Below are 12,792 nucleotides of genomic sequence, written 5' to 3' on the forward strand. Positions count from 1 at the left end.
TCAAATTTCGAATCTTAAACTAAAGATTATGGCAGAAGAAAGACAGCGATACAGCGATGCAGATTTGCAGGAATTCAAAAAAGTAATACAGGAGAAAATTGCGAAAGCAGAGAAAGATTTGATGCTCATCAACGAAAGTTTCCTGAATGATCAGAACAACGGTACCGACGATACTTCCCCCACCTTCAAAGCCTTTGAGGAAGGCGCCGAAACTCTGAGCAAGGAACAGAATGCCATTTTGGCTGGCCGCCAGGAAAAATTCCTGCGCGACCTGAAGCACGCACTCATCCGTATTGAAAATAAAACTTACGGGGTGTGCCGCGTGACCGGGAAACTGATTCCGAAAGAGCGCTTAATGGCAGTGCCACACGCTACACTGAGCATCGAGGCTAAAAATATGCAGAGATAAATACGTAAAAAAGTACAACGTGAAGTGTACAATGTATGATGTGTTTTTATGATACATTGTACCTTGTACATTTTACATTATACCCTGAAAATGAAGAAAATAGCGCTCGTTACCCTCCTCATCCTTTTAATCGACCAAATTTCGAAGTTTTATATTAAAACGCATTTCCAACTGGGTGAAAGCGTGGACGTGTTTCCGGGCTTTAAACTGACTTTCGTGGAAAATCCGGGAATGGCTTACGGCTTCCATTTTGGCGGCCTTATCGGTAAATATTTCCTGGTGATTGTAAGGATTTTCCTGATCGGAGGAATGGTTTACATCTTTAATAAATGGCTGAAAGAAGGCCGAACCACCAATTACCTCATCATTCCAATGGCAATGATTTTTGCCGGGGCCATTGGCAACCTGATCGACGGAATGTTTTACGGAATGATTTTCGACAGCGGAACAGTTTACGACGAAAGTATTGACCGCTGGATTGAATATGGCGGTGTTTCAAAAGTGGTTCCTTTCGGTGAAGGTTATTCCTCGTTTATGAAAGGTTGCGTGGTCGATATGCTGCACTTCCCGCTTGTAGACTGGACCGTGCCTGAAAACTGGCCATTAATCGGCGGAAAACACATTGAATTTTTCAAATATATCTTTAATGTTGCAGATTCCGCGATTACAGTTGGAGCTGCTTTACTTTTGATTTTCAGAAAGAAGGCTTTTCCGAATGGGCTGGATTTTTAAGGTAAAATCGTTTTTGAAATTTTTAAAATACTCTAAACTTCAGCAAACTGCCTGAAGTTTTTCTTTTATATAATTTTATTATTTTTGTGATAATGAAGCGGCTAAATATCAATATCCACGATTTAAAAGCACTTTGTCAACAGCACAGTGTAGACCAACTTTATCTCTTTGGATCTGTTCTGAACAAAAACTTTACCGATGAAAGTGATATTGATTTCCTGGTTAAATTTCTTCCGATTGATCTGTTTCATTATTTCGAAAATTACCTTTCTCTAAAAGAAAATCTGGAAAGATTAACCGGCAGAAATGTAGATCTTGTAGAGGTACAAACCTTGAAAAACACTTTCCTTATCAATTCAATAAATAAAAATAAAGAATTGATTTATGGATGAGCGCGTTATGAAATACCTAATCGATATTGATAATTCAATCGCTGAAATCGAAGGTTATTTTCAGAATATTCCGAAGGAATTCAATAGTTACAGACAAAACACAATGCTCAAAAGAGCCGTTGAAAGAAATCTTGAAATCATTGGCGAAGCGGTAAAGAAGGTACTCAAAAGAGACGAAGCCTATATTAATAAAATTACAGAGGCAAAATCAATTATTGGTTTACGGAATTTGGTTATTCACGCTTACGACAGTGTTTCTGACGAAAATATTTGGGCGGTTTTAATTAATCATCTTCCAAAATTGAAAAGTGAAATTCAGGATTTAATGACTCAAAACTAAACTTCAGCAAATTGTCTGAAGTTTTTCTTTTCCCTATTTTTGCACATCAATATATTTGAAATCTCAAATTTTAAATCTCAAATCTCAAATAAACTAATGTCACGCATCCTCACCGGAATACAGGCTACCGGGACGCCGCATTTGGGCAACTTGCTCGGTGCGATTATTCCCGCCATCGAACTTTCAAAAAAAACTGAAAACGAATCTTTTCTATTTATCGCCAACATGCATTCTTTAACGCAAATAAAAAATGCGGAAGAACTGAAAAGAAACACCTATGAAATCGCTGCTGCATGGCTGGCTTGCGGGCTGGATACGGATAAAACCTATTTCTACAGACAAAGCGACATCCCGGAAGTTTGTGAACTTTCGTGGTATCTGTCCTGCTTTTTTCCTTATCAAAGGCTTACATTGGCACATTCATTCAAAGATAAAGCCGACCGTCTGGAAGATGTGAATGCGGGACTTTTCACCTATCCGGTTTTGATGGCTGCAGATATTTTGCTTTACGATGCGGAGGTGGTACCGGTTGGAAAAGACCAACTGCAGCACCTGGAAATGGCGCGTGATATGGGCGCAAGATTCAATCATCAGATGGGAGAAGTTTTCGTGCTGCCACAGGCTGAACTGCAGGAAGACACCAAATATGTTCCCGGAACCGACGGGCAGAAAATGTCTAAATCTCGAGGAAACATCATCAATATTTTCCTGCCGGAAAAGCAGCTGAAAAAACAGATTATGTCAATTGAAACGGATTCCACGCCACTGGAAGATCCTAAAAATCCTGATGCGGACAAGGTTTTTGCTTTATATGAACTGATTGCAACGCCTGAACAGACTGAAATTTTAAGACAAAAGTATCTTGCCGGTAATTTCGGTTACGGCCATGCGAAAACAGAGCTGCTGAATTTAATTCTTGAAAGGTTTAAAACTGAAAGAGAAAAATTTGAATACTACATGAACAATCTGCCGGAACTTGACGCAAAACTGGCGGAAGGCGCTGAGAAAACCAGAAAAATTGCCGCCGAAACCCTGAAAAGAGTGCGGGAAAGTTTGGGAATGTAAAATTTTGCACAGATTTTAAAAGTCAGCACAGATTTACATCAGCGGACAGTAAAAGATTGCCACCAATTCACATTCTTTATCAGTGTTGGTGGCAAATTTATTTTAAAGAAGTTCGTGGATCTCAGAAAGTTTTTTCACGGTTTTCACATTCTCTGCGGTGTAGTTGTCATTAAAAACATCAAAGAAAATGGCCTTTATTCCGAATGCGAGGCCGCCTTCGATATCGGCAATCCAGTCGTCGCCGATGATCACGCTTTCTGCCTTTTTGGTGCCCGATTTATTGAGAGCATACTCAAAAATTTCAGGCTGCGGTTTCCTGATGTTGATTTCGTCTGCACTTGTAATCGTTTCAAAATAATTTTTAATCCCGGAAAGCTCACATTTCCGGTACGTAACTTCCTGGAAACCGTTGGACAGCACATGAAGCCGGTATTTCTTCTGTGATAAATATTCCAAAAGTTCAAAAGCGCCTTCCACAAGGTGATTGTACGAAACAATTTCATCTAAAAAATTGATTTCAAAACGCTGCGCAAGTTCAAAATCATCAATGCCAAAAAACAGGAAGGTATTGTGAAACCGGAATTTCCGGATGTATTCTTTATCAATTGCACCGTCACGGATTTGCGCCCACAGATTTTCATTAACGGTAAAATATTCTTTATGAAATTCTTCGAAAGTGAGGCTGTATTTTTCCCGTATTTGCTCTCTCCTGAACAGGTCTTCGAGTGCCAGTTTGGCATTTCTGCGGTGATCCCAAAGCGTGTTGTCCAGGTCAAAAAAAATATGCTGTATCATACAGCACAAAGGTAATTAATTAATTTTTCGAAAGCGTGTAGGGTTTGTTTAACCTTATTACCACTTCAATACTTTTTGAAAAATTCAGGATGAAATCCACGGTCTGTTTCTTGGGTTTCAACTGTTTTTGTTTTAAAGAGTCAATGTTTTTCATAGGCGAAACGTAATTGACCTTAAAACGGAATAGCTCTTTAAATATTGTTACCTGGTTAAAACTATATTATTTTCTTCCATTATTTTCCTTAAATTGATTAAGGCATAGCGAACCCTGCCGAGCGTGGTATTGATGCTTGTTTCGGTCTGTTCTGCGATGTCCTTGAAACTCAGTCCGTCAAAAAAACGCAGTTTAATGACCTCCTGCTGGTTTTCGGGAAGATACTGCAGCATTCTTGCCAAATCGCTGTTAATTTGCTGCAAAACCAACTGATCCTCAATATTTTCCGATGGTTCCCGAATTAAATCAAAAATTGAAAACTCTTCATTTTCATACGTAGTTTCTGAAACCTTGATATTTTTTGCTTTAAGCCGGTAATGGTCAATAATCAGGTTATGCGCGATTCTTTTTGCCCAAAGAATGAATTTGCCTTCTTCGTTGTAGCGCTTTTCTTTCAGCGTGACGATTATTTTCATAAATGTATCCTGGAAGACATCATTGGCGAGATCGTCATCAAGCAATTTGTAATAAATAAAAGAAAAGAGTTCTTTCTGGTGCCTCTGTATCAGGAAGTCCAAAGAATTTTCATCACCATTTTGGTATTGCGAAATCAGCAGGCTGTCGGATTTACTGTTCATAACCATTACTTATTTGCACGTCTCACTACAGCCGTGGTGCTGCAGTTTTATGATCCGGAGTGTGTTTTTAATAAGTAATTATATAATCGATAACCAGCTTTTTAGGAAGTGTAAATATATATAAATTTTTGATATTTTAACTTTTATTAACAAAATATAATAAAATGCGATGTCTGCTCATTTTTTAAGCAATTCGCTCAGCAATACAACGGGAACATTCACTGTAAAATTGATGTTCAAGCCCTTTAATTCCTTTCCGTTAATACCTTTTTTATCCATAGGAAAAGCATAACCTCCGGTCAGATCAATAATTCCAAACAGTGTAACACCAGCCTTGGGAGCAAAATATTTGTTGGTTGCCTCAATGCCGCCTAAAAAATAATAAGCATGGTAGAAGTCGACTCCTCTTTCAAAATTCAATAAAATATCACCCTGTACTTTGGGCATTATTGCAAATTCCCCGTTTGCAGAACCCATTAAGGCAGCTGCCCCAACTCTGTAGATCATATCATCATTTTCCAGAAAAAGCAACCTGCCGCCAAGTTCACCAAAACTCTGGTTTTGATAAACATATCCTGCATGCAGCATTTTGTGCGTGGTAAACTGCGCTTTCGACCATACTCCCAAACACACTAAAAATAACACAAAAATATATCTGCTCTGTTTTTTCATTTTTTTGATTTGCGTTGCCAGGCAAAGTTAAAAAAACATTTATGGTAAGAAACAAAAAACTGCCCCACTTCAACAAGCAGGGCAGTAATTCATTTATAAAAAAATTGATTAAAGTCCGAATTTAGACCGTATTTCATCAACTTTATCCAGTTTTTCCCATGTGAAGAATTCGAGGTTTTCTATGGTCAGTGCATTATCTTTTCCTTTGTTGAAGGTTTTGCTTCCTGTGTACGGTTCTCTACCCATGTGCCCGTAAGCTGCAGTTTCCTGGTAAATCGGATTTCTCAACTTCAGATTTTTCTCGATGGCGTAAGGCCTAAGATCGAAAATTTCCAGAACTTTCTTGGCGATTTCCCCATCAGTCATATCCACTTTTGCAGTGCCGTTGGTATTGACATAAAGCCCGCAAGGTTCCGCAACACCAATGGCGTAAGAAACCTGCACCAAAACCTCATCTGCAACACCTGCTGCGACTAAGTTTTTAGCAATATGCCTCGTTGCGTATGCTGCGCTTCGGTCAACTTTTGACGGATCTTTTCCTGAAAATGCGCCACCACCGTGAGCACCTTTTCCACCATAGGTATCAACAATAATTTTTCTTCCGGTAAGGCCGGTATCACCGTGCGGTCCGCCAATTACAAACTTACCCGTTGGGTTGATGTGGTATTTAATCTCGTCATTGAACAGCAGTTGAATTTCGTGTTTCTGCTTCGCTTTCACTCTTGGGATCAGGATGTCGATCATATCTTTTCTGATTTTTGCAAGCATGGCCTCATCGCTACCAAACTCATCATGCTGCGTAGAAACCACGATAGAATCGATTCTGATTGGCTTGTGGTCATCAGAATATTCAATCGTTACCTGAGATTTCGCATCCGGACGCAGATACTGGATTGCAGAATTTTCTCTTCTTAAGGCAGAAAGTTCCTTCAGAATTGCGTGGGCAAGATCCAGCGCCAAAGGCATATAATTATCCGTCTCATTGGTTGCGTAACCGAACATCATCCCCTGGTCACCCGCTCCCTGTGCATTAGCTCTTGTTTCAAAATCGGCATCTTCCGTTACCCTGTCCACACCTTGGTTAATATCCGGAGACTGTTCGTGTATAGCCGAAATCACCCCGCAGGAATCGCCTGCAAACATATATTCACCTTTGGTATAACCAATTTTATTGATGACTTCCCGGGCGATAGACTGCACATCAAGGTACGTTTTGGATTTTACTTCACCAGCCAAAACCACCTGTCCAGTTGTTACAAGCGTTTCGCATGCAACTTTGGAATTGGGATCGTACGCTAAAAAATTATCGATTAATGCATCGGAAATCTGATCGGCAACTTTGTCTGGATGTCCTTCTGAAACGGATTCAGATGTAAATAAATAAGGCATAAAATTTCTTTTCTACTTGGTAAAACAATTTGAAAAAACCGGTCGGGAATGCAGCGAAAAAGAACTAAAAAGAAAATTCTGTTTTAGCATTTTTTAATGAGGTTGCAATCAGGACAAATTTTTCCTCTAATTTTCGGTGCAAATTTACTTAGAATTTTTTTGTAATCAAAATGATTTTTAACAGTAAAATTTTAATGAGTCTTTACCCAATTAAACCTCATTTATAAACCAATTGATTCCAATGAAACTTACTGAGGCCTAATACTCACAAAATCAGCCGGTTCGCGGTTATAATTCAGCTTACCTTCCACAGATTTTCTGATGGACTCGGAAAGTTCATCAATAATTTTTTGCTTGTAAGTCGGCTTGTAGTAAATGATACTGATCTCCCTGAAGGGGAACGGTTTGCGGAAGCGCACGATTTTATCATTCTGCTCTTTGGAGAGCTGCGACTGTGCCAATTCCGGGATGATTGAAATGCCACCCACTTTGTCCACCATCTGAATGAGGGTGTTGATGTTGGACGATACAAACTCAAGATTTTTAGGTTTCATTGAATTTTCCTTCAGCTTGCATATATTTTCAAACTGGGTGCGCAGGCAGTTTCCTTCTTCCAAAAGCCAAACCTTGTCTACATCGAGCTCTTCAGGAATGACATACGTGTCTTTTTTATATTTTGGATCGCTCGTATATATCATCAGCTCTTCATTAAACAGAAATTCCTGATAAAACTCGCTTGCAGCATCGTAAGGCGTTGCAATAATACCTGCATCCAGTTCACCGGATTTCAAACCTTTGATCACATTTTCGGTAGTAATTTCCTTAACGTTCATCTCGATCTTCGGGTTTTTTTTCAGAAAATCAAAAATTTCCGCAGGTAAAATGTATGTTGAAACTGTTGGGATGATCCCCAGATTTATTTTTCCACCAAGAACGTTATTCAGCAAATCTGCTTTGTTGCGCAGCTCGTTTATAGAATCAATCACTTTTTTGGCCTGTTCAATAATCTGTACCCCAACATCGGTGGTCCTGATCGGGTGTGTTGTACGGTCGAAAACTTTCACATCCAGTTCCTCCTCAAACTTCTGAATCATCGCGCTGAGTGTAGGCTGCGTAATGAAGCAGGCATGAGCAGCTTTACCAAAGTGTTTAAACTTATCTACGGCGATAAGATATTCCAATTGCTGAATGTTCATTTAATTAAGTTTATCTATTACAAATATAAAAAAGGATTTCTGGACAAGGCTTATAATTTTTAACTAAATTTGATAGACGATATATTCTTTTTTTTAATAACATTAAATTCACCTGCTATCTAATTTATATCCTAAAATTTACTATTTTGCATAAAAATAAAAAATAATTTACGTCTCAAATGTCAAACTTCGAAAATATTATTGTTGAGCACGAGGGCAAAGTTGCAACCGTAACCATCAACCGGCCACAAAGCCTGAATGCACTGAACGCCCAAACCATCAGCGAACTGAGCACTGCTCTTGATGAACTGAATACTGACGGAAACTGTAGAGTGGTTATCCTCACCGGCAGCGGTGAAAAATCCTTTGTTGCCGGGGCCGATATCAAAGAATTCAGCGATTTTAATTCAGAAAAAGCAGAAGAACTTGCAAGAAACGGTCAAAATTCGCTTTTTAACAAAATTGAAAATATGAGCAAGCCGGTCATTGCCGCGGTAAACGGTTTTGCACTCGGCGGCGGGCTCGAACTTGCGATGAGCTGCCACATAAGATACGCTTCAGAAAATGCCAAATTGGGACTTCCAGAGGTTACGTTAGGTTTAATTCCCGGTTATGGCGGTACGCAAAGGCTTCCAAAACTTGTCGGAAAAGGCCTTGCTAATGAACTTATTTTTTCAGCTAAAATGATCTCGGCAGGCAGAGCAAAAGAAATCGGTTTGGTGAATGAGGTTTTTACCCTTGAAGAGCTTTTGCCGAAAACCATGGAACTGGCAGTACAAATCTCCAAAAATTCACCGCTGGGAATTTCAAGAGCGATAAAAGCTGTGAATCTTTCGGGCAGCAGCGAAGGTTTTGAAACTGAAATCAAAGCTTTTGGAGAACTTTTCGAGCTTGAAGATAAAAAAGAAGGCGTGGCAGCATTTTTAGAGAAAAGGAAACCTGAATTTTAAACTGAAATTAAGATTTTGATCTATACTAAATTTGATATCGCCTACCTGAAAATGGCCCTGGAATGGGCGAAACTGTCCTACTGCAAACGGAAACAGGTGGGCGCACTGATTGTGAAAGACCGCATGATTATTTCAGACGGTTATAACGGGACGCCTTCAGGTTTTGAAAATCAGTGTGAAGATGAAGAAGGCAAAACCCACTGGTACGTTTTGCATGCAGAGGCCAATGCGATACTGAAGCTCGCCGCATCCACCCAATCTGCAAAAGGTGCCACACTGTACATTACGCTGTCGCCCTGCAAAGAATGCAGTAAATTGATCCTGCAGGCCGGAATTTCAAGACTGGTATATATTGATGAATATTCTGATAACGAAGGTATATCATTCTTAAAAGGCCATAATATCGAGATCGTAAAAATATCCAGAGAAGAATTACAATAAAAAAAAATAACACAAATGGACTGGGATGAAAAAATAGGGGATTTTGAAAATTTCCTGAGATTTGAAAGAAATTTTTCCGATAACACAGTCGATGCTTACCTTCGGGACATCAGAAAAATCCGGGATTATGCGGTTGAAAACCTGCAGGTTGGCCCGGATGAGATTTCGTATGAGCACTTGCAGGAATACCTTTTCCGCTTGTCCAAAGAAAGATTCAGTGAGCGCTCGCAAGCCCGCTGGGTCTCATCGGCAAAGGCTTTTTTTAAATTTCTCGCGGAAGACGAGTTGCGTGAAGACAACCCCGCCGTTCTTCTTGAAGGCCCAAAACTTGGCCTTTATCTCCCAGACACGTTAAGTTATGATGATGTAGAAAAAATCGTTGCCGCTGCAGACCGCAGAACAGATCTGGGCAAGCGGAACTACTGCATCATTGAGGTTCTCTACGGCTGTGGTTTGCGGGTTTCAGAGCTTATCGACCTTAAAATTTCTAACATTAATTTTAAAGAAAAATTCCTGAAAGTGGAAGGCAAGGGCGATAAAGTACGTTTCGTTCCACTGGCAGATTACACAGCTGAATTACTGAAAGATTATATCCAGAACGTAAGGTCACATTATAAAATCAACAAAAAATGTGAGGACTTCCTTTTCCTCAACAGCAGAGGCTCGTCGATGTCGCGGGTAATTGTTTTTATCATCATTAAAGAACTTACTGAAAAAGCCGGCATCAAAAAAAAGATTTCGCCGCACACATTCCGGCATTCGTTTGCAACACATCTGTTACAGAACGGCGCTGACCTACGCTATATCCAGGAAATGCTGGGACACTCAAGCATCACAACAACAGAGATCTATACACATCTGAAAACGGATGAATTGCGTGACATGATTCTGAATTATCATCCAAGAAACAAATAAGTACAGAATTTTCGTAAATTTAAACCGTTAGGGATTTTATTTTTAATGGTTTTTTTATGGATGAACTTCACTTTTGCCCAAAATGCGGCGAGGAAACGCTGAATTGGGACGGCGAAAAAAAACTTTCATGCAACCAGTGCAGCTTTGTGCTTTATCACAACTGTGCTGCAGCAGTTGCGGTCGTAATCAGATGCGGTAATGAAATCATGCTGACCAAAAGAAACCAGCAGCCGGGAAAAGGAAAGCTCGACTTAGCCGGCGGATTCACCGATCCTAAAGAAAGTGCTGAAGAAGCTTGTGCCCGTGAGCTGAAAGAGGAACTTGACATCGAAATCATCCCTGAAAACCTGAAGATTCTGCTTACGCTTCCGAATATTTACCGATACAAAGACATCGATTATAATACCCTAGACATTTTCTTTGAATACCAGGTTGATAAAAAATTCGACGCAAAACTGGACATCAGTGAAGTCTCAGAAATCACGTGGATTTACGAAAATGAAATCGATTTAAATGAAATCGCTTTTAATTCACAAAAAAAATTCTTCCAAAAATACCTGAACAGAAATCAGTAATTTCCTGATTTCAGAATTTCTTCAAAATAATTGACGAGCCGTTTTTTCTCTGCATCCGTAAGCCTGGCTTCTGGGTGTTGCGCCACGTATCCCGCAAGCGGCATCCGGTTTTGTTTCAGGTCCGCGGCAGAATTCTCAAGCATGCCTTTTTTCAATTCCTTGTTATAGGTTCCCCATTCTGAAAAATTAAGATGTTCCCTGCCCTCGTTGATGTGGTTTTTTATGGACCACGAAATCGGCGCAACATACGCATAATCCGGATACACCGTTTCATTGGAATGGCAGTCGTAGCACGCTTTTCTGAGAACCGACGTGATATGCTGCGGCGTTTTGAAAACCTTTACAAAATCCACTTTCGGATCCACCGGTTTATTCGTCCGGTCCACCGGAATGAACTGGATCAGCGCAACAGCAATCAAAAACCAATAGAGAATATTGAGAAAGGTTTTCATTTTTAATTTACGTTTGGGGGAGCGTTCAACACAGGCGTTTCCGTGCTGTTTGATTTCAAATTCCAGACTTCCTTGTTCTGCCACAGTTCGCGGATTTCAATCTCTTTCGGGAATATATATACATCCTCGGCAAAAGTTTTATTTGTAAAGTCTGCACCGTCCCACTGCCCGTTTCCGTTATTGTCAACCAATATCCTCAGCAAATATTTTCCAGGTTTTATCTCATTGAAATTGTGGCTGGCCTCGTCAGAAAATTTAGAGAACTGAACATCACCTTTTTCATTTAGAAACTGAATCCAGAATTTTGCATCGGGCTTATTTTCGATAATGATATTAAAGCTTCCATAATTCTCTGCGCGGTCAATTTCAAAATTGAACTGATAAGATTTAGGATTCGAGGTATAATAAGACTGCACGGTTTCTTTCGGAACGGTGAGTGAATATTTCTTACCAATTTGAAAATCACCGCTCACCTGCACCTTATTTGGCTTTTCTGCCGAAATTTTCGCAGTGAACGGAACCGTATTCACACTGTCAATTTTTAAAGTCCATTTATCGGTCTGAATGTTCTGAACAGGGTAATTCCAAAGGATTTCAAAATTTTTCGTCGGGGCGATTTTACTTTCAACGGATGAACCAATCATCTCATTTTTAGAATTCAGTCTGTAAAAAACAGATGCTTCGCCTTCCTTACCGTCAGCACTGTATTTAAACTTTAAATTTTCACTTTGCCTGATACCGATGTCCTGTTTCACTGCATCAAACCAGATATTTACGGAGCCTGAATACGGTTTATGAGTGACTTTATAATCCTTCAGTTTTTCACTGAGTGCGGTTACATCAACTTTCGCAGGATGGCCCTCAAAAATCATAACTGCACCACCCGTAGCCTCCTTCATTTCTTTATACTTCAAAGCTTTTTTTGAAGGATAAATCACGAGCTTCATCCCGGAAATGCTTGATTTCAGATCGATCTTATCTTTTGCAAACGCCACGTTTTCTTTGCCGGCTTCATAGACTGAATTCTGGTTTTCATCCTCAAAAGCCAAAATTCTGTACTCGCCCGGTGACAGGTAATTCAGCTCAAAATATCCGTCAGGATCCGCTTTTGTGATGTAATATGGTTTTTGAGAATAATTAATCGTATCTTTCTCCTGATAAAGCCCAACCACGTAATTTTTCTTATTTTCTGTACTTGGTGTTGCGGTATTTGCGGCCGGTTTCGCCATACCGTCGATCACATCACCGCTGATGTACAGATCGTCCAGTTTTTCACCGGTGGAAAAAGCAAAATTGTAGTACGGAAGTACATTTCCCTCATTAAGATCAGAAATCGCGTTTCCGAAATTGAAATTATAAGTGGTATTTTCCTGGAGGTTTTCGTCCCACTGAATCAGGATATATTTGTTTCCCATTGTAGTTGGTAGAATCTTCTTGTACCGGATCGGCGGGGAGATATTCAAGTTTTTCTGAATGTCTTTCAGCTGGATATATTCGTCGAAATAAAGCTTTAATTCTTTGGTATCAACCGGAACATTGATCCTCGCCGTATCGATATTTGAGCCAACAAATTTTGGTGCAACCGTATCTTTTGCACCGCCCACCGGCGAGCCAACTCTGGCGCACGAAAGCAAAATAATGTTCAGGATTAGGAGCAGGAAAACTTTCTTCATCGAG

16 protein-coding genes are annotated in these 12,792 nt (G+C 39.9%); 9 read left to right on the forward strand and 7 right to left on the reverse strand.

Annotated features, from left to right (window positions below; translation table 11 throughout):
* The first annotated feature begins 28 nt into the window (after nucleotides 1-28).
* The 5 genes from CKV81_RS06810 (at nucleotide 29) to trpS (ending at nucleotide 2,938) form a co-directional block, all read left to right on the forward strand.
* Nucleotides 29-409: a TraR/DksA family transcriptional regulator gene (locus CKV81_RS06810; protein ID WP_095071739.1), complete on the forward strand. Its 381-nt coding sequence runs from the start codon at nucleotides 29-31 to the stop codon at nucleotides 407-409.
* 90 nt (nucleotides 410-499) lie between these two features.
* A complete protein-coding gene (locus CKV81_RS06815) occupies nucleotides 500-1,141 on the forward strand; it encodes a lipoprotein signal peptidase (protein WP_095074332.1) in 642 nt (213 codons plus the stop codon).
* Between the two features lie 92 nt (nucleotides 1,142-1,233).
* Nucleotides 1,234-1,533 (forward strand): nucleotidyltransferase family protein, encoded by a 300-nt coding sequence (locus CKV81_RS06820; protein ID WP_095071743.1) that lies wholly within the window; start codon nucleotides 1,234-1,236, stop codon nucleotides 1,531-1,533.
* Between the two features lie 7 nt (nucleotides 1,534-1,540).
* Nucleotides 1,541-1,873, forward strand: coding sequence for a HepT-like ribonuclease domain-containing protein (locus CKV81_RS06825; protein WP_258453832.1), 333 nt, complete (start codon nucleotides 1,541-1,543; stop codon nucleotides 1,871-1,873).
* A gap of 96 nt (nucleotides 1,874-1,969) precedes the next feature.
* Complete coding sequence (gene trpS, locus CKV81_RS06830) at nucleotides 1,970-2,938, forward strand: tryptophan--tRNA ligase (protein WP_095071750.1); 969 nt, start codon at nucleotides 1,970-1,972, stop codon at nucleotides 2,936-2,938.
* A 102-nt stretch (nucleotides 2,939-3,040) separates the two neighbouring features.
* On the opposite strand, the gene CKV81_RS06835 is transcribed toward trpS, so the two are convergent.
* The 5 genes from CKV81_RS06835 to CKV81_RS06855 form a co-directional block, all read right to left on the reverse strand.
* Nucleotides 3,041-3,733: a YjjG family noncanonical pyrimidine nucleotidase gene (locus tag CKV81_RS06835; RefSeq protein WP_095071752.1), complete on the reverse strand. Its 693-nt coding sequence runs from the start codon at nucleotides 3,731-3,733 to the stop codon at nucleotides 3,041-3,043.
* 201 nt (nucleotides 3,734-3,934) lie between these two features.
* Nucleotides 3,935-4,525, reverse strand: a complete 591-nt coding sequence (locus tag CKV81_RS06840; protein ID WP_095074334.1) for an RNA polymerase sigma factor — start codon at nucleotides 4,523-4,525, stop codon at nucleotides 3,935-3,937.
* 177 nt (nucleotides 4,526-4,702) lie between these two features.
* Nucleotides 4,703-5,197 (reverse strand): hypothetical protein, encoded by a 495-nt coding sequence (locus tag CKV81_RS06845; RefSeq protein WP_095071755.1) that lies wholly within the window; start codon nucleotides 5,195-5,197, stop codon nucleotides 4,703-4,705.
* Between the two features lie 108 nt (nucleotides 5,198-5,305).
* Nucleotides 5,306-6,586, reverse strand: a complete 1,281-nt coding sequence (gene metK / locus CKV81_RS06850; protein WP_095071757.1) for a methionine adenosyltransferase — start codon at nucleotides 6,584-6,586, stop codon at nucleotides 5,306-5,308.
* 248 nt (nucleotides 6,587-6,834) lie between these two features.
* The gene (locus CKV81_RS06855) at nucleotides 6,835-7,782 is read right to left on the reverse strand and encodes a hydrogen peroxide-inducible genes activator (protein ID WP_095071759.1); all 948 of its coding nucleotides are present in this window, start codon (nucleotides 7,780-7,782) and stop codon (nucleotides 6,835-6,837) included.
* Nucleotides 7,783-7,961: 179 nt separating this feature from the next.
* Here CKV81_RS06855 and CKV81_RS06860 point away from each other — a divergent pair, with 179 nt between their 5' ends.
* Genes CKV81_RS06860 through CKV81_RS06875 form a run of 4 tightly spaced genes read left to right on the forward strand, consistent with a single transcriptional unit; the run spans nucleotide 7,962 to nucleotide 10,663 of the window.
* Nucleotides 7,962-8,732: an enoyl-CoA hydratase-related protein gene (locus tag CKV81_RS06860; protein ID WP_095071762.1), complete on the forward strand. Its 771-nt coding sequence runs from the start codon at nucleotides 7,962-7,964 to the stop codon at nucleotides 8,730-8,732.
* Between the two features lie 51 nt (nucleotides 8,733-8,783).
* The gene (locus tag CKV81_RS06865) at nucleotides 8,784-9,173 is read left to right on the forward strand and encodes a deoxycytidylate deaminase (RefSeq protein ID WP_239285904.1); all 390 of its coding nucleotides are present in this window, start codon (nucleotides 8,784-8,786) and stop codon (nucleotides 9,171-9,173) included.
* Nucleotides 9,174-9,188: 15 nt separating this feature from the next.
* Nucleotides 9,189-10,088 carry a site-specific tyrosine recombinase XerD gene (gene xerD, locus CKV81_RS06870; protein ID WP_095071766.1) on the forward strand — a complete coding sequence of 300 codons (900 nt, stop codon included), beginning with the start codon at nucleotides 9,189-9,191 and terminating at the stop codon, nucleotides 10,086-10,088.
* Nucleotides 10,089-10,144: 56 nt separating this feature from the next.
* Nucleotides 10,145-10,663, forward strand: coding sequence for an NUDIX hydrolase (locus tag CKV81_RS06875; protein ID WP_095071768.1), 519 nt, complete (start codon nucleotides 10,145-10,147; stop codon nucleotides 10,661-10,663).
* Here CKV81_RS06875 and CKV81_RS06880 read toward each other — a convergent pair.
* Nucleotides 10,657-11,115 (reverse strand): heme-binding domain-containing protein, encoded by a 459-nt coding sequence (locus tag CKV81_RS06880; RefSeq protein ID WP_095071770.1) that lies wholly within the window; start codon nucleotides 11,113-11,115, stop codon nucleotides 10,657-10,659. The two genes, CKV81_RS06875 and CKV81_RS06880, sit on opposite strands and share 7 nt — an antisense overlap.
* A 2-nt stretch (nucleotides 11,116-11,117) precedes the next feature.
* Nucleotides 11,118-12,788: an Ig-like domain-containing domain gene (locus tag CKV81_RS06885; RefSeq protein ID WP_095071772.1), complete on the reverse strand. Its 1,671-nt coding sequence runs from the start codon at nucleotides 12,786-12,788 to the stop codon at nucleotides 11,118-11,120.
* Between the last annotated feature and the right edge of the window lie 4 nt (nucleotides 12,789-12,792).

It is taken from the genome of Chryseobacterium taklimakanense (assembly GCF_900187185.1).
Lineage (GTDB): Bacteria > Bacteroidota > Bacteroidia > Flavobacteriales > Weeksellaceae > Planobacterium > Planobacterium taklimakanense.

Coding starts and splice junctions, on each gene's coding strand:
- CKV81_RS06810 (WP_095071739.1), top strand. CDS start 29: ATGGCAGAAGAAAGACAGCGATACAGCGATGCAGATTTGCAGGAATTC.
- CKV81_RS06815 (WP_095074332.1), top strand. CDS start 500: ATGAAGAAAATAGCGCTCGTTACCCTCCTCATCCTTTTAATCGACCAA.
- CKV81_RS06820 (WP_095071743.1), top strand. CDS start 1,234: ATGAAGCGGCTAAATATCAATATCCACGATTTAAAAGCACTTTGTCAA.
- CKV81_RS06825 (WP_258453832.1), top strand. CDS start 1,541: ATGAAATACCTAATCGATATTGATAATTCAATCGCTGAAATCGAAGGT.
- trpS (WP_095071750.1), top strand. CDS start 1,970: ATGTCACGCATCCTCACCGGAATACAGGCTACCGGGACGCCGCATTTG.
- CKV81_RS06835 (WP_095071752.1), bottom strand. CDS start 3,733: ATGATACAGCATATTTTTTTTGACCTGGACAACACGCTTTGGGATCAC.
- CKV81_RS06840 (WP_095074334.1), bottom strand. CDS start 4,525: ATGAACAGTAAATCCGACAGCCTGCTGATTTCGCAATACCAAAATGGT.
- CKV81_RS06845 (WP_095071755.1), bottom strand. CDS start 5,197: ATGAAAAAACAGAGCAGATATATTTTTGTGTTATTTTTAGTGTGTTTG.
- metK (WP_095071757.1), bottom strand. CDS start 6,586: ATGCCTTATTTATTTACATCTGAATCCGTTTCAGAAGGACATCCAGAC.
- CKV81_RS06855 (WP_095071759.1), bottom strand. CDS start 7,782: ATGAACATTCAGCAATTGGAATATCTTATCGCCGTAGATAAGTTTAAA.
- CKV81_RS06860 (WP_095071762.1), top strand. CDS start 7,962: ATGTCAAACTTCGAAAATATTATTGTTGAGCACGAGGGCAAAGTTGCA.
- CKV81_RS06865 (WP_239285904.1), top strand. CDS start 8,784: ATGGCCCTGGAATGGGCGAAACTGTCCTACTGCAAACGGAAACAGGTG.
- xerD (WP_095071766.1), top strand. CDS start 9,189: ATGGACTGGGATGAAAAAATAGGGGATTTTGAAAATTTCCTGAGATTT.
- CKV81_RS06875 (WP_095071768.1), top strand. CDS start 10,145: ATGGATGAACTTCACTTTTGCCCAAAATGCGGCGAGGAAACGCTGAAT.
- CKV81_RS06880 (WP_095071770.1), bottom strand. CDS start 11,115: ATGAAAACCTTTCTCAATATTCTCTATTGGTTTTTGATTGCTGTTGCG.
- CKV81_RS06885 (WP_095071772.1), bottom strand. CDS start 12,788: ATGAAGAAAGTTTTCCTGCTCCTAATCCTGAACATTATTTTGCTTTCG.